We start from the raw sequence: 15,247 nt of genomic DNA, 5'->3' as shown, positions 1-15,247 counted from the left end.
TCTTTTACGTTTGGGCTTTCATCCAAGCCGTCAAGTCACGGACGATTTCGGCGTTGCGCCATGCCGGGAAATGGTGGGTGTAATCGGGGAAGTACCACGTCTCTACAGGTTTCCCTGCTTCCCGCAAGGCATCCTCCAGCATGATGGACTGTTCGAGTGACACGTTTTCGTCCTTCATACCGTGGATGATCAGGACGCTTGCATCGATCTCATCGACCCGGAACAGCGCCGTCCGTTCCCGGTATGCGTCAGGTGCATTGTTCGGGGAACCGCCGATGACGCGTTTCATCATCCGGCGCATGTCTTCCCGCTCCTTGTAAGTGAACACGACATCCGACACGCCCGCCCAATGGACGGTGGATGTGATGTCATCGCGCAGGATCGCTGTCCAGAGCGCCATGAGTCCGCCTCTTGAAAACGAGAACAGGTGCATACGCCCTTCTTTCCAGAGGGGGCTCTGTTTCAGCACATCGACAGCACTGACAGCATCCTGCAGATCCGCGCCGCCGAATTCGTCACGCCCTTCCCCGCCGCGGTTGCCGCGGTAATACGGTGCAAAGACGACGAAACCGCGGCTCGCGAACTGGGCAATACGGGCGGGCCGCACCATGCCGACATGCTGGATGCCGCCACGCATATAGACGATCCCTTCGTATTCTCCCGGTGCTTTCGGTTCCGCAAGCAGCCCTTTCACTCTCACACCGCCGGACCAGTACGTGATTTCCGTCAGTTCGACAGCCGGGTTCGGTGAAGGATATGCACGGCTTGAGACGATTTCCGCGTCAGTCAGCATGGCGTTCCACCCAGTTCCTCAGCTCATGCATCCCTTTGTCCTTCATGTGGAAACTGAGCGTCGTGCAGCTGTCGAGCTCGTCGTCCGTCAGCCACAGCGCCCCTTCCGTTTCAAAGAGTTCCGGTTGTTCATCGATACCAGTTACTTCCGCCGTGAAGACGGCTTTACAGAAAGGCGGTTCCGTGTGGACGACATACTCAGCGAACTTCCTCGGTTTCCCGATCGTCACCCCTGTTTCCTCCATGACCTCCCGGATCGCTGCGTCTTCGATCGTCTCCCCCGGTTCCGCTTTGCCTCCCGGGAATTCCGTTCCGCGAATCCGGTGGACGGTCGTCAGCCACTTCCCGTCATGTTTCAAGACGACGAGTACGTGCCGGGCCTCCAATTCCTGCTCACCGAAGACGAGCTCGACCCGGCTCCCTTTCAGATCTTCAAATGTCAACATGTCCGTCACGTCCTATTCCTGCCGGCCGCGGCCGCTTCACAGACCGCCTGTTCGGACGGTCCTCACCGGTTCCCTGAAGAACGGCAGCTGTTCGATGAATGCCTTCGAATCATCATCGGTGAATTCGTGCACTAAGGCGTAGACCTTATGCAGCCTGCGGTCGACGTGATGGTTGTCCCGGTCGTAGTGATACGGGACGAAAGGCAAATGCGCCCGTAAAAAATTTCGGAACTCCAATTCGCCAGATTGCGCAAACAGATGCTCAAAGATGTCCACATACGATTTCGGTATTTCCACTTTGAATTCGTATGGAGAGACATCCGGAAACTGGAGTACTTGCTGGTTCACAACGGATACATACATCGTCACTTTCGGTTCAGCCATGTTCATCCCATCCTTTTTACTTGCAGTATGGGCGTTTCAGCTCGATGTATGTATTCCATACCCGATTATCGTGAAGTTAAGTTGGCGACTTTCTCGACGGCATCCGCCACATTCTGATGGACGTTCGGATCGAGCGGATGAGGCACGAGGTCTCCCGGCTTCGTGGAGTCGAGGATGGCAAGTGCAGCCGCGATCAGCATATCGTACGTAATGCTCTTCGCCTGCGCATTGAGCGCCCCGCGGAAGATTCCCGGAAATCCGAGGACGTTGTTGACCAGACGGCCGTCCGCAGCGAATGCGGCTCCTGCCTGTAATGCGATTTCCGGCTGGATTTCCGCCTGCGGATTGGACAGTGCCAAGATGATCTGCCCCGGACGCACCATGTCCGGTGTGATCAGCCCTTCCACTCCTGTAGTCGCTATGACGATATCACTCGTCGCCATGATGTCTTCCAATGATTCCGCAATGGATCCGCCGTAGCCCGCAAGGCGTTCCAGTGCTTCCGCGTTACGGTCCGTCCCCTGCATCTTCTTGACGCCGTAAGCCATCATCATACGGCTGATGGCGAGGCCAGCCGCCCCAAGTCCGATCTGGCCGACAACGGATTCTTCCAGTTTGACACCCGCCTGCCGGCAGGCCGACAGCGTGGAGGCCAGTGCAACGACAGCCGTTCCGTGCTGATCATCGTGCATGACAGGGATATCCAGGTCAGCCTTCAGCCGTTCCTCGATTTCGAAACAATGCGGCGAACCGATATCCTCGAGCAGGATGCCGCCGAACGTCTGGCTGATGTGCTTGACGGTTTCGACCACCTGATCGGGATCACTCGTATCGAGAAGGATCGGCACACCGCTGATGCCTGCGAACTGGTCGAACAGGACCGACTTCCCTTCCATGACCGGCATGCCGGCGACCGGACCGATGTTGCCGAGACCGAGAATGGCTGTGCCGTCCGTGACGATTGCCACGGTATTCGAGATGCCCGTGAAGAACTGGGCCTGCTGCGGATCCTTCTCGATCACTTTACAGACGTTCGCCACGCCCGGTGTATACACACGTCTCAGATCTCCGAGCGAGCGGATCTCCATTCTGCTCTTCATATGTATTTTACCGCCCTCGTGAGCGCGGAGGACATCATCCGAGATAGCCTGGACTTGGATTCCGTCGCCGATTCCGTTGATAGCGTCGACGATTTTCATCAGCTGGGCTTCGTCGCTGCACTGGACAGATACGTCCCGGATCGTTGACAGGGTTCCGACTTTGATGGTCAGAATGTCCCCGATATCGCCTTCCAGCTGCCCGATCGCGTATGCGACTTTTGCGAAGTTGCCTGGCTTCGAAGGGGTCTCGATTATTAAGTTCCGTAAGTAAGGTGTTGTTGACATGGTATATTCTCCTTTGCTTCGTTCATCTGCTGCCTGATTGAGACACAGACTCATTTTACACATTGGAATTTAGATATACAATGAAAACAGAAAACCATGCACTGTTCCGGTTAAGAACAATGCATGGTCCATTACGCTTTCACGTCAATCGAAGCGCCCTTTGTCGGATGTGCTGCTTCCGGCATCGACTGGAGCATTTCTGCTGCTGCCGAGGCACCGGATGTCATCGCTTTGTCCAGAATCGTCAGCTGGACGGTTGATTGGAGACTGCGCAGCTGGCTGGACATGATGGATGAGATCTCCATACAATCAGCTCCTCTCCCCCCTTATATCGGACGGAGACGGGAGGACTGAAGGAGATCCGTCACTTGTTGTCTTCGCCGAGGAACGCATTCAGCATCCATTGGTGTTTCTCGATGCTCTGGTAAATTGCGTTCAGCAGGTCTTCCGTCATGACGTCGCCCTCTTCGACGGAGAGCTCCATCCCCTTCTTGAGCGATTTCATGATCGCGTCGAAATCGGAGACGAGTGCCGCAACCATCTGCTCCGCTTTTTCATTGCCCGCCGCTTCTTCGACAACTGCGTCTTCGATATGCTGCTTCAGCGTAGCCGTCGGTTCTCCGCCCAGCGTCAGCACGCGCTCCGCTATATCGTCCATATGCTGCGTCGCCTCGTTATAGAGCTCCTCGAACTTCGCATGGAGCGTGAAGAATTCCTTCCCCTTTACGTACCAATGATAATTGTGGAGTTTCGCGTACATGACCGACCACGTGGAAACTTGTGTGTTCAATTCCTTCAACAGATCTGCAGACATAACAAAAGACCCCTTTTCCATTCGTATTGTAAGTTCTTGTCCCTGTTAATTTACCACCGGACGGAGTACACTAAACACAGCTCACAGTAAGGAGTCTGCCTCATGAAAAAAATACTGCTCTGGCTCATCCGGTTTTATCAGAAACGGATTTCCCCTCTATCGCCGCCGACGTGCCGGTTCTATCCGACCTGTTCCCACTATGGCGTGGAAGCTGTGGAAACCCACGGCGTCCTGAAGGGGCTGCTGCTGACGGTCATCCGGATTTCCAAATGCCACCCGTTCCACAAGGGCGGCTTCGACCCCGTCCCTTTGAAAAAAGAGAAAAACCGATAAGGAAATGCTTGCAAGCGCCTGCCTGTTCCGTTATGATGAGTAGGCGCTTTTTTAAATCGTAATCATTACGTATTGGAGGATGACATGATGAAGAATCGATATTGGCTGACGGCAGTTTCCGTCCTGTTGCTGCTTGCACTGAGTGCTTGCGGCAAAAAGGGGGAGAGCTCAGCAACCGATGATAAAGAAGGGAAGATGACTGTCTACACGACTGTCTATCCGCTCCAGTATTTCGCGGAACGGATCGGCGGGGATACAGTCGAAGCGAAGTCCATCTATCCTGCCGGGACGGATGAGCACACGTTCGATCCAACGCAGAAGGAAATGATGAAGCTTGCGGATGCGGACCTGTTCTTCTACATCGGGCTCGGACTCGAAGGATTCGTCGAGAATGCAGAGAAGACGCTCGACAATCAGCACGTGAAGATGGTCGCCGCTTCCAAGGCGATCAGCCCTGACAAGCTGATGAAGGGGCACGCCCATGAAGACGATGAAGACGGTCACGGTCACGGGGAAATCGATCCGCACGTCTGGATCTCCCCTGTCCTGAGCATCCCCCTCGCCGAAGCGGTACGTGACGGCCTGACGGAACAGGCTCCCGGAAACAAGGAGCTGTATGACAAAAACTTCAATGAGCTGAAGGGCGATCTGGAACAGCTGGACCGCGATTATGCGCAAATGAGCGAAAAAGCGGCATCCAAAACGTTTTTCGTCTCCCATGCCGCATATGGCTACCTCGCAGAACAGTATGGACTCGAGCAAGTGGCGATCGCCGGATTGAATACGCAGAACGAGCCTTCACAGAAAGAGCTTGCTTCGATTGTCGCGGAAGCGAAGGAAAAACACGTGAAGACGGTCCTGTTCGAACAGAATGTCAGCTCCAAACTGACGGAAGTCGTACAGAAGGAGATCGGTGCGGATTCTGCCGTGCTCCACAATCTGTCGGTGCTGACGCCGGAAGACGAAAATAAGCACGAGGACTACTTTACGCTCCAGCACCGCAATATCAAAGTGCTTGAAAAGGCGCTGAACGAATGAAAGACAGGAAAGATCTCCGCCTGGAGGTCTTTCCTGTCTTTTTATTGTTTTCTCACTGGCCGTCCAGCAGCTCACGGAGTTTGCTGCGCATCAGCTTGTTCGATGCATTGCGCGGCATTTCATCGATCATCCGGAATGTCTTCGGCACTTTGTAGGCGGCGAGCCGGCTCCTGCAGTATGCTTCGAGTTCTTCGGCCGTAACAGGCGATGCAGGCGTGATGAACGCCGCCGGCACTGCCCCCCATTCCTCACTCGCCATGGCACAGACCCCTGCTTCCCGGACAGCAGGATGCGCGGCAAGCACCGCTTCGATCTCTGCAGGATAAATGTTCTCCCCGCCGGAGATGATCAGGTCGGAACGGCGGTCGGATACGAACAGGAACCCTTCTCCGTCGAAGTACCCGATATCCCCGGAATGGAGCCAGCCGTCCTGCAAGGCGGATGTCTCCGCATGCCGGCCGATATAGCCGCCGGTCACATGCGGCCCCCTGATCAGTATCTCCCCCTTCTCGAACGGCTGCCCCGCCCCGTCAATGCGGATTTCCGCGAAGAAAAGCGGTTTGCCTGACGAACCGATTTTACGCAAGGCGTCACGGGCAGACAGGGTTGCGGTCTGTGAACTCGTTTCCGTCATGCCGTATGTCTGCATGACCGGGAGGCCGAGATGCTGCGCCCGTTCCAGATAACTGACAGGCACGGGACCTCCGCCGGCAAGCAATGTCCTGAATGTCGGCGGCACAATGCGGCCTTTCTGCTCCAGCTCTTGAAGCAGACGTTCCAGTGTCACCGCCACGGCGGACAGCCCGGTCACCCGCCCGCTGCAGATTTCATCCGCCGCCGCGGCCGCATCGAATTTCCGGAACAGCCGGACTTCCGTTCCATAGAGGACAGCCCGGGCGAGAATCGAGAATCCGCTTATATGGAAAAGCGGCATCATATGGAGCCAGGCATCGCCAGGCTCGAGCCCCCCGTTCAGGACGGCCGATACCGCACTTGCCGTATGGTTGCCGGCAGTCTGGCGCACGCCCTTCGGGAACCCTGTCGTCCCTGACGTGTACATGATTGTCAGCGTCCGGTCGTAGGACCATTCGGCTGCAGGCGTCACCGGTTTTGATGGAAGTTCCGTGAATGCGGAATAACCCAGCTTCCGGCAGGGCGAAGAGGCGGTCATCGCTTCGAACGGATCCTCGTACAGCAGCAGGTCCGCCGCTGAATCCTCCAGCTGATAAGCGATCTCTTCTGCTGTCAGCCGCGCATTCAGCATCACCATCTCGACACCGGCCAGCAGACAGGCATGGATGAGGACCGCCATATCGGCAGACGTCCCGCCGAGCAAAGCAGCCCGGCTGCCTTCTGAAAGACCGGCAGTCCTCAGTCTGCCTGCCTGTTCCAGCGCTTCCTCATAAAGTTCCCGGTATGTCCGTGTACTGCCTTCGAAACTGATCGCCCGCTGATCCGGCGTCAGCGCTGCCCGTTTCACGAGCCAATTCGGAATCATTGGATTTCCTTCTTTCTAAAGAAAAAACTGCCGGTAAGGGCAGTTTTTCTGGATTGTCGATTAAGGGAAACGCGGGAATTGACCGAAGTCCGGTTTGCGCTTCTCTTTGAACGCATCGCGTCCTTCTTTCGCTTCATCAGTCGTGTAGTAGAGGAGTGTCGCATCCCCAGCCATCTGCTGGAGACCCGCGAGACCGTCCGTATCCGCATTCATCGCAGCTTTCACGAAGCGGAGCGCAGTCGGGCTCATCGAATTCATCTCTTCACACCATTGGACGGTTTCGTCTTCCAGCTGTTCATAAGGGACGACCGTGTTGACGAGACCCATGTCAAGTGCCTGCTGTGCATCATACTGGCGGCACAAGTACCAGATTTCGCGCGCTTTCTTATGGCCGATGATACGTGCCAGATAACCGGAACCGTACCCTGCGTCGAATGAACCGACTTTAGGTCCAGTCTGCCCGAAGATCGCATTGTCTGCAGCAATCGTCAGGTCACATACGACATGCAGCACGTGGCCGCCGCCGATTGCGAAGCCGGATACCATCGCAACAACCGGTTTCGGAATCACACGGATCAGACGCTGCAGATCCAATACGTTCAAACGCGGTATTTCGTCGTCTCCGACATAGCCGCCATGGCCGCGCACTTTCTGGTCGCCGCCTGAACAGAATGCTTTTTCGCCTTCGCCTGTCAGGATGATAACGCCGATGCTTTCATCGTCACGCGCGCGTGAAAACGCGTCGATCATTTCAGCTACGGTTTTCGGACGGAATGCATTCCGGACTTCCGGACGGTTGATCGTCACTTTTGCAATGCCGTTGTACTTTTCATACTTGATATCTTCATATGTATGAAGCGTTTCCCATTGTCGTGTCATTGTAGTCCTCCTCAAAGTGTATGTTGTGCTGCGAAGCTCTTCACTATTGTAGCAAACTCCTCCGGTTTTTCCACGTGAACGGCATGGCCTGCGTCTTCCACTCCTTTTCGGCCGGCGTTCGGCAAGAGCTGTTCCATCTTTTCCGCAAGCTTCGTGAACTTGACGTCAAGCGTACCGGTGACAAGCAGAACTGGAAAACGGAGTTCGGGAAGCGTATCCCAATACGACGGCTGGCTCCCTGTTCCGATACCTTCCAGACTGTTTGCAAGCCCTTCCGGCTTCTGATGCAGGCGCTCCTGGCGCACCGCGTCCTGCACCGCTGCTGCCATCAGCCGCTGCGTGCTGAAAAGCGGAATGCCCTGCCAGTAATCGATGAAGCGCTCAAGCGGCTCTCTCCGCAACCGTTCAGCGAGCCGGCTGTCGTTCCGTCTGCGTTGCACCTGTTCGAGCTCCTCCCGCAAACCCGGTGACGCACTCTCAAGCAGCAGGCCTGAAATGCGCTCCGGATAGGCTGCTGAAAAGCCGATCGCCACACGTCCGCCCATCGAATAGCCGATCAGCAGGAACCGTTCCAGGCCGAGCGCTGTGACTGCCTGTTCCAGATCGGCTGTCTGCTGTTCCATCGCATATGCGGCAAGATCGGGAGGGACGGACGACCGGCCATGCCCCCACAGATCGAAAAGGACAACGTAGTAACGATCCTGCAGCTCTTCTGCAAGTGTGCGCCACGTTGCTGTGCTGCCTGTGAACCCGTGCAGCATGACGATAGCCGGATTGGTGCAGTCCCCATATATTTCCGCATGGAGCCGCCCGTTCCCGGTCAGGATCCACTCAGAAGCCATGACTGCCGAGCCCCTCACCGATCGCCGTCCACAGTTCGCGGTGGGCGGCCGTATTGTATGCACGTTCCGATATCAGCTCGATGATCCGGAGCGGAGAAGTCTTCCCGGCAGCGAGTTCTTCCTGGAAGGCTTCGGCCGTCGACACCCGGCTGTACTGGATGTCATACAGCTCTGCGATCGGCGCAAAGGATAATCCTGTCGGCGTGCCGAACAGTTCTTCGAAATGCGCCGGTTCCGTCGACTGCGGCAGATAGGAGAAGATTCCGCCGCCGTCATTGTTGCTCAGGATGATCGTCAGGTCCGTCTGCTGCATGCGGGAAATGATGAGCCCATTGACGTCATGCAGGAAGGACAGGTCGCCGATCAGCAGCCAGGACGGGCGTTTCCGAGCAGCCTGGATGCCGAGCGCCGTGGAGACAACACCGTCGATGCCATTCGCACCACGATTTGAAAAGCAGGCTATATCACGCCCGGTCTGCCGGAAATACGTATCCAAATCGCGGATCGGCATGCTGCTGCCGCTGATCAGATCGCTGCCGTCGGGCAATGTCTCGAGCAGGAGCCGGACATAGTCCCCCTCCTGCACTCCGTCCGACCGGAATGTTTCCGACACCCGGGCTGCGACTTCGTTCCCTTTCGACCAGTCCGCCGTATACCCGGCGTCCTGGCAGGTCTCCGTCTGCACGGAGAGGATATCCGCTGGAGACGTCTGGAGGTGATGCGTAGCGATGCCAAGCGGATCCCGGAACAGTGGGGATTCATCCACAACTGCAAAGCACACCGGCCGCACGCGTTTCAGGAACAGCGTCAGCGGCTTTGATACCGGCTGCGGCCCGATACGGAGCACCATATCCGGAGCCATCCGTTCAGCAAACGGTGCGTGTTTCAGCAGCGCATCATACGAATCGATACAGAGGTGCGTGCAGTCTTCCGGCACTTCCGAACGTAAATTGGACAGCGGGTCGCACAGCACCGGCCATTGCATCCGTCGTGCGAATTCCCAGACGAGGGACTTCCGGAAGCCCGGAGGCAGTTCCCCTGCAATCAGGATCCCACGGGTCGAGGAACGGAACAGGCCGCGCACCGTGTCCTTCTGGTCCTCGGTGAACGCCGGAGCGCCCCCTACTCTGCCAACAAAAGAAATCGGCGGCGCAGGATGATCCAGCTCAATCAGCAGCGGCTCACGGAATGGTGCGTTGAGATGGACAGGACCTTTCGGTTCGGTGAGCGCCATGCCCGCCGCCCGTGCAATCTGCCGTTCCAGGAAATCATCGACCGCTGCAGATGCTTCCGGAATCGGCAAGTCCGCACTATACTTCACGTGCTCCCCGAACATGCCAGGCTGCCGGATCGCCTGCGGCGCCCCGACATCACGCAGCTCATGGGGCCGGTCTGCTGTGATGACAAACAGCGGCACTCGTGCATAGAAGGCTTCCGTCACCGCGGGATGGAAGTTCGAGGCCGCTGTCCCGGACGTGCACAGGAGTGCGACCGGACGCTGGGAAGCTTTCGCGAGACCTAACGCGAAAAATCCTGCCGAACGTTCATCCACCTGCAGATGGGCGGTGATGCCCGGAGTGGACACGAGCGCATACGCAAGCGGCGTGGACCGGGATCCCGGACTGATGACAGCATCTGTCATTCCCATGCGGATGAGCGATTCCGCCATCCGCTTCACGTGATCCGTCAATATTTTTCGGTTATCCATTCAAAGTCCCCCCGAGCGCCCGGAGCATCGGTCTGAACTTCACCCAGGTCTCTTCATATTCCTGTTCAGGAACGGAATCGGCAACGATCCCGCCTCCTGCATACAGCCACGCCTGATCCTGTTCGATCAATGCGGAACGGATGGCAACGGCGAATTCCCCGTTTCCGGAGGCGTCCGTCCAGCCGACAGGCGCCGCATAATAACCCCTGTCCAAGTTTTCTTCCTGCCGGATGATCTCCATGGCGACTGAAGTCGGTACGCCGCCGAGCGCAGGTGTCGGGTGCAGGCATCGGATGAACTGGAAGATGCTGCTTTCTTCACCTAGGGCCCCTTCGACAGGTGTATGGAGATGCTGGATATCCCGGACTTTCATCAGTTTCGGTGCGTTCGCCGATGTATACGACGCACAAAGCGAGTCGAACACGTCTGTGATCATGTCGACGACATATTGGTGCTCTTCCCGGTTCTTCTTGTCAGCGAGCAGTGCAGCACCGAGCTCGCGGTCCTCTTCGGCAGTGGCTCCCCTCTTGCTGGAGCCGGCCACACAGGCGGAATAAGCCTGTCCGTCCCTGATCTCGATCAGCCGCTCGGGTGTCGCACCGAAGAACAGCTGGCCGCCCCGTTCGATGCCGAACAAATAGCTGTCCCGCTGCTCGTTCAAAATGGACTGGAGAACAGCCGTATGATCGGCCGGACTGCCGAAACGGAGGGCGAGGGAACGGGCGATGACAACCTTGTCCGCTTCCCCTTCCGCAATCTTGTCCGTGACATTCCGGACAGTCTCCAAATAGGAATCCTTCTGCAATTCGTGCATGGACAGGACGTCCGGTTTCGAAAACTGCAGTGAATCCCTCATCTGCGCATCGTGGATCAGCTGATCGCGCTGCATCCTCAACTTGTCAAACTGGGCAGCGGCATCCGGCTTGTCCGTAATCAGGTTGATGGCGACACCTGTACGGCCACCCTCGATCTTCAGCTGAAAAACAGGCACCGCAAAAAAGGCGTTCGGGAAGTCTCCCCATTCCGACTCTTCCGCCGACCGTTCCCAGTCAAACGAAAATCCGCCGACCAGCACGGGATCCATGTCCTTCTCTTCTTTGATGAGTGCGCTGCAATACTGTTTCCAGTCTGCCTCGATGGCGGTAAAACGGTCTTCCCCGTCATGGGCTGTCAATGTTAAGGCATGGCCGATCCCGACCAGTGTCATCGTCTTCGATGCATTCTCCCAGAAAAACCGTTCCGCATGTGCGAGTGAAGATCCGGCCTCAAAAAAAGAAAGCGGTGAAATTCCGCCCGCCTCTATCGTTTCGGTGAAGAAGCGGACATGCGGGCTGGCTGCTGGTGATAGTCGTGCAGGCCGATCCGTAAGCTTCCGGTTCATGTTATTCTCTCCTCTTGTGGCGAAAACGTCTTGCCATTTGTAGTTCCATTATAGCCGAAAAATACGGCTTCCGCATTTATAAGGGACCGGAGGATACCGGAAATGCCTTGAATGGAGTACAATGGTAGGTGGATTGAAATATGAAGGAGAGAACGAAAATGCAAGATACCATTAAAGTCGAACAAGGCTGGCGCATGTGGTGGCAGCTGACACGGCCCCATACACTCACAGCCGCATTCGCACCTGTTTTCCTAGGGACGATGCTGGCCCTTCCGTTCGGCAGGCTGCACTTCCTGCTTTTTGCCGCTATGCTGCTCGCCAGTATACTCATCCAGATGGCGACGAATATGTTCAATGAGTACTACGACTACAAACGGGGACTGGATACCGAACACTCTGTCGGCATCGGCGGAACCATCGTCCGCAACAAAGTGAACCCGAAGACGATATTGAACCTGGCGCTGTTCCTGTACGGAATTTCCGTGCTGCTCGGCATCTACATCTGCATGCAGAGTTCGTGGTGGCTTGCAGTCATCGGCCTGATTTCCATGGCGATCGGCTACTTCTATACAGGCGGCCCCTATCCAATCGCCTACACGCCTCTTGGCGAACTGTTCTCCGGCGTGGTCATGGGGATGCTGCTCGTCCTGATCGCTTTCTACATCCAGACGGGCACCGTGACGGAACGGGCGGTCCTGCTGTCGATTCCGAGTGTCCTGCTCGTTGCAGCCATCATGATGGCGAACAACATCCGCGATCTCGAAGGGGATAAAATCGGCGGGCGCAAGACGCTGGCAATCCTCCTCGGACGGGCCAATGCAATCCGGATCCAGAGCGGGTTTTTCATCCTCTCGTTCGCATGGATCATCGGCCTTGTGCTGTTCGGCAGCCTCACCCCCTGGAGCCTTCTTGTCATCCTTTGTGTGAAGAAGCCGATCACTGCCATTAAAATCTTCAAGCGGTACGAGCTGCCGCTGCAAGTCGTTCCTGCCATGAAATTCACAGCCCAGACGAATACATTCTTCTGCCTGCTGCTTGCCATCGGTCTGCTGATCGGCCACTTGACACAATAAACACACCTGGAAGCCTGCACATCATGCGGGCTTCTTTTTTTGAGGTTTAAGGAACGCGTGAAAAAGGAAATCAGAGAACTAACAGCTGAATACATAGTAATTCGGCCGTTCCGAACCATACTAGTACGTAAATCGATAAAGGACGTGAACGAAATGCTGACAAACGAACAGACCATGACATTGAAGAAAGAACTGCTCCGTCTGCAGGACGAGCTGACCGTGACGGAAGAGAATACATCGACAGACGTGGCTCCCCAGGAAGAGATCGGGGAACTCTCCACGTATGATAACCATCCCGCAGACATGGGAACCGAACTGTATGACAGGGAGAAGGATCGCGCCCTGCACGAACACGCGAGTGAAGAACTGGACAAAGTCCGCAACGCTCTCGAGCAGATGGCCGCAGGATCGTACGGCGTGTGTGAAGTATGCGGGAAGGACATTCCGTATGAGCGGCTGGAAGCTGTTCCTTATACGACCTTCTGCGTGGAAGATGCCGTCCAGGACGTCCCGGATGACCGTCCAGTCGAAGACAGCCTGCTGAAAATGGCCAACCCCGATACATTCGCGGACAGACGGCAAGGGATTTACGAAGACCCGATCGATAGTTTCGAAGCCATCGCAAAGTCGGGCACATCGGAAACCCCTTCCGACTTTTTCGGCAATCACAAAGACTACGACACGCTGTATGACACGGCAGTCGAGGACGAAAGCACAGAAGACATCGATGTCATCGCTGCGAGTGATATCGACGGCGAACCAGCGGGATTCGTACGAGGGGAAACAACTGTGGAATATGAAGAAGAACTTGACGAAACGGGACTTGAATCCGAACTCGGAGACATCCCCTACCGCAAACGGGACAGCTATACTGGTAAATAAAAAAGAATACGAAAAAACCTGACTGGATCAACCAGTCAGGTTTTTTCATTCACGTATGACCCCTACGGGATTCGAACCCGTGTTACCGCCGTGAAAGGGCGGTGTCTTAACCGCTTGACCAAGGGGCCAAACAAATATGGCGGAGAAGGAGGGATTCGAACCCTCGCGCCGCTTTCGCGACCTACACCCTTAGCAGGGGCGCCTCTTGAGCCACTTGAGTACTTCCCCGTAATATGGCTCCGCAGGTAGGACTCGAACCTACGACCGATCGGTTAACAGCCGATTGCTCTACCACTGAGCTACTGCGGAATAGTGGGCCTAAGTGGACTCGAACCACCGACCTCACGCTTATCAGGCGTGCGCTCTAACCAGCTGAGCTATAGGCCCAAATGGAGCGGGTGAAGGGAATCGAACCCTCATCATCAGCTTGGAAGGCTGAGGTTTTACCACTAAACTACACCCGCATGAAAATGGTGGTTCAGGACGGAATCGAACCGCCGACACAAGGATTTTCAGTCCTTTGCTCTACCGACTGAGCTACTGAACCAGCAATTGGATTATGTATGAAAAAAATGGCGGTCCCGACCGGGATCGAACCGGCGATCTCCTGCGTGACAGGCAGGCATGTTAACCGCTACACCACGGGACCATTTGGTTGCGGGGGCAGGATTTGAACCTGCGACCTTCGGGTTATGAGCCCGACGAGCTGCCACTGCTCCACCCCGCGATAATGAGTATACTGTTGCATTTGAGCTTTCACGCTCGTTGTTCAGCTGTTTGCAAAGTTACAGATTTCCTTTCAGGAAATCTTACAAATCGTCATCTTCGTATGACGCTTTGCTCCACCCCGCGATAATGAGTATACTGTTGCATTTGAGCTTTCACGCTCGTTGTTCAGCTGTTTGCAAAGTTCTAAAAGAACTGTTTGAAAATGGAGGAGGTAGAGGGATTCGAACCCCCGCGGGTTTTGACACCCCTGTCGGTTTTCAAGACCGATCCCTTCAGCCAGACTTGGGTATACCTCCGTGTAGGAAAACAGCAATACTGGTGGACCTTGCAGGACTCGAACCTGCGACCGGACGGTTATGAGCCGTCTGCTCTAACCAACTGAGCTAAAGGTCCTTTAGATGGCGGCAGAGGGGATCGAACCCCCGACCTCACGGGTATGAACCGTACGCTCTAGCCAGCTGAGCTACGCCGCCAAGAAAATGAATGTGGACAATAATATGGTGGAGCCTAGCGGGATCGAACCGCTGACCTCCTGCGTGCAAGGCAGGCGCTCTCCCAGCTGAGCTAAGGCCCCATATTAAGTAAAGATGGTCGGGAAGACAGGATTCGAACCTGCGACCCCTTGGTCCCAAACCAAGTGCTCTACCAAGCTGAGCTACTTCCCGATCGTCAATAGTCATATGAATAAAATGGCGCGCCCGGCAGAAGTCGAATCCACAACCTTCTGATCCGTAGTCAGACGCTCTATCCAATTGAGCTACGGGCGCAAATGATGATGCTTATTAATGAAAAGTGGAGCGGAAGACGGGATTCGAACCCGCGACCCCGACCTTGGCAAGGTCGTATTCTACCACTGAACTACTTCCGCGTAAAGGATGCGGATGAAGGGACTTGAACCCCCACGCCCGAAGGCACTAGATCCTGATTCTAGCGCGTCTGCCAATTCCGCCACACCCGCATAATGATGCTGCATCCTTTAAGAATGAAACTAAGAAATGGTGAGCCATGCAGGATTCGAACCTGCGACCCTCTGATTAAAAGTCAGATGCTCTACCAACTGAGC

15 protein-coding genes and 16 tRNA genes are annotated in these 15,247 nt (G+C 55.7%); 4 read left to right on the top strand and 27 right to left on the bottom strand.

What is annotated here, in order from left to right; all coding sequences use genetic code 11:
• Positions 1 to 4 precede the first annotated feature (4 nt).
• The 6 genes from NFU03_RS09705 to NFU03_RS09680 form a co-directional block, all read right to left on the bottom strand.
• Positions 5 to 793 (bottom strand): alpha/beta hydrolase family protein, encoded by a 789-nt coding sequence (locus NFU03_RS09705; RefSeq protein ID WP_251638249.1) that lies wholly within the window; start codon positions 791 to 793, stop codon positions 5 to 7.
• Positions 783 to 1,238, bottom strand: a complete 456-nt coding sequence (locus tag NFU03_RS09700; RefSeq protein WP_251638248.1) for an NUDIX hydrolase — start codon at positions 1,236 to 1,238, stop codon at positions 783 to 785. Before NFU03_RS09700 ends, NFU03_RS09705 begins: the two co-directional genes overlap by 11 nt.
• A gap of 36 nt (positions 1,239 to 1,274) precedes the next feature.
• Positions 1,275 to 1,622, bottom strand: coding sequence for a transposase (locus tag NFU03_RS09695; RefSeq protein ID WP_251638246.1), 348 nt, complete (start codon positions 1,620 to 1,622; stop codon positions 1,275 to 1,277).
• Between the two features lie 65 nt (positions 1,623 to 1,687).
• Entirely contained in the window at positions 1,688 to 3,007 is a 1,320-nt protein-coding gene (locus NFU03_RS09690) for an NAD-dependent malic enzyme (RefSeq protein ID WP_251638244.1), read from the bottom strand.
• Positions 3,008 to 3,138: 131 nt separating this feature from the next.
• Entirely contained in the window at positions 3,139 to 3,312 is a 174-nt protein-coding gene (locus NFU03_RS09685) for a putative motility protein (protein WP_251638242.1), read from the bottom strand.
• A 59-nt stretch (positions 3,313 to 3,371) separates the two neighbouring features.
• Positions 3,372 to 3,821 carry a Dps family protein gene (locus NFU03_RS09680; protein ID WP_251638239.1) on the bottom strand — a complete coding sequence of 150 codons (450 nt, stop codon included), beginning with the start codon at positions 3,819 to 3,821 and terminating at the stop codon, positions 3,372 to 3,374.
• A gap of 102 nt (positions 3,822 to 3,923) precedes the next feature.
• Between NFU03_RS09680 and yidD the strand changes: the two genes are divergently transcribed.
• Together yidD and NFU03_RS09670 are read left to right on the top strand one after the other, a co-directional pair.
• Positions 3,924 to 4,154 (top strand): membrane protein insertion efficiency factor YidD, encoded by a 231-nt coding sequence (gene yidD / locus NFU03_RS09675; RefSeq protein ID WP_251638238.1) that lies wholly within the window; start codon positions 3,924 to 3,926, stop codon positions 4,152 to 4,154.
• 87 nt (positions 4,155 to 4,241) lie between these two features.
• Positions 4,242 to 5,192 carry a metal ABC transporter solute-binding protein, Zn/Mn family gene (locus NFU03_RS09670; RefSeq protein WP_251638236.1) on the top strand — a complete coding sequence of 317 codons (951 nt, stop codon included), beginning with the start codon at positions 4,242 to 4,244 and terminating at the stop codon, positions 5,190 to 5,192.
• A 52-nt stretch (positions 5,193 to 5,244) separates the two neighbouring features.
• On the opposite strand, the gene NFU03_RS09665 is transcribed toward NFU03_RS09670, so the two are convergent.
• Genes NFU03_RS09665 through NFU03_RS09645 form a run of 5 tightly spaced genes read right to left on the bottom strand, consistent with a single transcriptional unit; the run spans position 5,245 to position 11,500 of the window.
• Positions 5,245 to 6,690 (bottom strand): o-succinylbenzoate--CoA ligase, encoded by a 1,446-nt coding sequence (locus tag NFU03_RS09665; RefSeq protein WP_251638233.1) that lies wholly within the window; start codon positions 6,688 to 6,690, stop codon positions 5,245 to 5,247.
• 60 nt (positions 6,691 to 6,750) lie between these two features.
• Positions 6,751 to 7,569 (bottom strand): 1,4-dihydroxy-2-naphthoyl-CoA synthase, encoded by an 819-nt coding sequence (menB, locus tag NFU03_RS09660; RefSeq protein WP_251638231.1) that lies wholly within the window; start codon positions 7,567 to 7,569, stop codon positions 6,751 to 6,753.
• Between the two features lie 11 nt (positions 7,570 to 7,580).
• Positions 7,581 to 8,411, bottom strand: a complete 831-nt coding sequence (gene menH / locus NFU03_RS09655; protein WP_251638230.1) for a 2-succinyl-6-hydroxy-2,4-cyclohexadiene-1-carboxylate synthase — start codon at positions 8,409 to 8,411, stop codon at positions 7,581 to 7,583.
• The gene (gene menD / locus NFU03_RS09650) at positions 8,401 to 10,119 is read right to left on the bottom strand and encodes a 2-succinyl-5-enolpyruvyl-6-hydroxy-3-cyclohexene-1-carboxylic-acid synthase (RefSeq protein ID WP_251638229.1); all 1,719 of its coding nucleotides are present in this window, start codon (positions 10,117 to 10,119) and stop codon (positions 8,401 to 8,403) included. The genes menH and menD overlap by 11 nt, the downstream gene beginning before the upstream one ends.
• Positions 10,112 to 11,500 carry an isochorismate synthase gene (locus NFU03_RS09645; RefSeq protein ID WP_251638227.1) on the bottom strand — a complete coding sequence of 463 codons (1,389 nt, stop codon included), beginning with the start codon at positions 11,498 to 11,500 and terminating at the stop codon, positions 10,112 to 10,114. Before NFU03_RS09645 ends, menD begins: the two co-directional genes overlap by 8 nt.
• 158 nt (positions 11,501 to 11,658) lie before the next feature.
• Here NFU03_RS09645 and NFU03_RS09640 point away from each other — a divergent pair, with 158 nt between their 5' ends.
• Both NFU03_RS09640 and NFU03_RS09635 read left to right on the top strand, forming a co-directional pair.
• Complete coding sequence (locus NFU03_RS09640) at positions 11,659 to 12,573, top strand: 1,4-dihydroxy-2-naphthoate polyprenyltransferase (RefSeq protein ID WP_251638225.1); 915 nt, start codon at positions 11,659 to 11,661, stop codon at positions 12,571 to 12,573.
• 153 nt (positions 12,574 to 12,726) lie between these two features.
• The gene (locus tag NFU03_RS09635; protein ID WP_251638223.1) at positions 12,727 to 13,455 is read left to right on the top strand and encodes a TraR/DksA C4-type zinc finger protein; all 729 of its coding nucleotides are present in this window, start codon (positions 12,727 to 12,729) and stop codon (positions 13,453 to 13,455) included.
• Between the two features lie 56 nt (positions 13,456 to 13,511).
• Here NFU03_RS09635 and NFU03_RS09630 read toward each other — a convergent pair.
• The 16 genes from NFU03_RS09630 to NFU03_RS09555 all read right to left on the bottom strand — a co-directional run bounded on the left by NFU03_RS09630 (position 13,512) and on the right by NFU03_RS09555 (position 15,142).
• A tRNA-Glu gene (locus tag NFU03_RS09630) sits at positions 13,512 to 13,583 on the bottom strand.
• Positions 13,584 to 13,592: 9 nt separating this feature from the next.
• Positions 13,593 to 13,683, bottom strand: a tRNA-Ser gene (locus NFU03_RS09625).
• Between the two features lie 6 nt (positions 13,684 to 13,689).
• Positions 13,690 to 13,764, bottom strand: a tRNA-Asn gene (locus NFU03_RS09620).
• A 4-nt stretch (positions 13,765 to 13,768) separates the two neighbouring features.
• A tRNA-Ile gene (locus NFU03_RS09615) sits at positions 13,769 to 13,842 on the bottom strand.
• 3 nt (positions 13,843 to 13,845) lie between these two features.
• Positions 13,846 to 13,919, bottom strand: a tRNA-Gly gene (locus tag NFU03_RS09610).
• Positions 13,920 to 13,926: 7 nt separating this feature from the next.
• Positions 13,927 to 14,002: transfer RNA gene (locus NFU03_RS09605), tRNA-Phe, on the bottom strand.
• A gap of 26 nt (positions 14,003 to 14,028) precedes the next feature.
• A tRNA-Asp gene (locus tag NFU03_RS09600) sits at positions 14,029 to 14,104 on the bottom strand.
• 3 nt (positions 14,105 to 14,107) lie between these two features.
• A tRNA-Met gene (locus NFU03_RS09595) sits at positions 14,108 to 14,182 on the bottom strand.
• Between the two features lie 205 nt (positions 14,183 to 14,387).
• Positions 14,388 to 14,480 (bottom strand) — tRNA-Ser (locus NFU03_RS09590).
• A gap of 20 nt (positions 14,481 to 14,500) precedes the next feature.
• A tRNA-Ile gene (locus tag NFU03_RS09585) sits at positions 14,501 to 14,577 on the bottom strand.
• A gap of 6 nt (positions 14,578 to 14,583) precedes the next feature.
• Positions 14,584 to 14,657: transfer RNA gene (locus NFU03_RS09580), tRNA-Met, on the bottom strand.
• Between the two features lie 25 nt (positions 14,658 to 14,682).
• Positions 14,683 to 14,758, bottom strand: a tRNA-Ala gene (locus tag NFU03_RS09575).
• 14 nt (positions 14,759 to 14,772) lie between these two features.
• Positions 14,773 to 14,849 (bottom strand) — tRNA-Pro (locus tag NFU03_RS09570).
• Positions 14,850 to 14,874: 25 nt separating this feature from the next.
• Positions 14,875 to 14,951: transfer RNA gene (locus tag NFU03_RS09565), tRNA-Arg, on the bottom strand.
• Positions 14,952 to 14,977: 26 nt separating this feature from the next.
• Positions 14,978 to 15,052, bottom strand: a tRNA-Gly gene (locus NFU03_RS09560).
• A gap of 8 nt (positions 15,053 to 15,060) precedes the next feature.
• A tRNA-Leu gene (locus tag NFU03_RS09555) sits at positions 15,061 to 15,142 on the bottom strand.
• Between the last annotated feature and the right edge of the window lie 105 nt (positions 15,143 to 15,247).

It is taken from the genome of Sporosarcina sp. NCCP-2716 (assembly GCF_023707985.1).
Taxonomy (GTDB): Bacteria; Bacillota; Bacilli; order Bacillales_A; family Planococcaceae; genus Sporosarcina.
Note: the sequence above shows the minus strand (reverse complement) of the source record. Positions and strands in the feature narration are given on the sequence as shown.

Excerpts from the sequence above, each read along its gene's own strand:
- NFU03_RS09705 (WP_251638249.1), bottom strand. The coding sequence starts at position 793 with ATGCTGACTGACGCGGAAATCGTCTCAAGCCGTGCATATCCTTCACCG.
- NFU03_RS09700 (WP_251638248.1), bottom strand. The coding sequence starts at position 1,238 with ATGTTGACATTTGAAGATCTGAAAGGGAGCCGGGTCGAGCTCGTCTTC.
- NFU03_RS09695 (WP_251638246.1), bottom strand. The coding sequence starts at position 1,622 with ATGGCTGAACCGAAAGTGACGATGTATGTATCCGTTGTGAACCAGCAA.
- NFU03_RS09690 (WP_251638244.1), bottom strand. The coding sequence starts at position 3,007 with ATGTCAACAACACCTTACTTACGGAACTTAATAATCGAGACCCCTTCG.
- NFU03_RS09685 (WP_251638242.1), bottom strand. The coding sequence starts at position 3,312 with ATGGAGATCTCATCCATCATGTCCAGCCAGCTGCGCAGTCTCCAATCA.
- NFU03_RS09680 (WP_251638239.1), bottom strand. The coding sequence starts at position 3,821 with ATGTCTGCAGATCTGTTGAAGGAATTGAACACACAAGTTTCCACGTGG.
- yidD (WP_251638238.1), top strand. The coding sequence starts at position 3,924 with ATGAAAAAAATACTGCTCTGGCTCATCCGGTTTTATCAGAAACGGATT.
- NFU03_RS09670 (WP_251638236.1), top strand. The coding sequence starts at position 4,242 with ATGAAGAATCGATATTGGCTGACGGCAGTTTCCGTCCTGTTGCTGCTT.
- NFU03_RS09665 (WP_251638233.1), bottom strand. The coding sequence starts at position 6,690 with ATGATTCCGAATTGGCTCGTGAAACGGGCAGCGCTGACGCCGGATCAG.
- menB (WP_251638231.1), bottom strand. The coding sequence starts at position 7,569 with ATGACACGACAATGGGAAACGCTTCATACATATGAAGATATCAAGTAT.
- menH (WP_251638230.1), bottom strand. The coding sequence starts at position 8,411 with ATGGCTTCTGAGTGGATCCTGACCGGGAACGGGCGGCTCCATGCGGAA.
- menD (WP_251638229.1), bottom strand. The coding sequence starts at position 10,119 with ATGGATAACCGAAAAATATTGACGGATCACGTGAAGCGGATGGCGGAA.
- NFU03_RS09645 (WP_251638227.1), bottom strand. The coding sequence starts at position 11,500 with ATGAACCGGAAGCTTACGGATCGGCCTGCACGACTATCACCAGCAGCC.
- NFU03_RS09640 (WP_251638225.1), top strand. The coding sequence starts at position 11,659 with ATGCAAGATACCATTAAAGTCGAACAAGGCTGGCGCATGTGGTGGCAG.
- NFU03_RS09635 (WP_251638223.1), top strand. The coding sequence starts at position 12,727 with ATGCTGACAAACGAACAGACCATGACATTGAAGAAAGAACTGCTCCGT.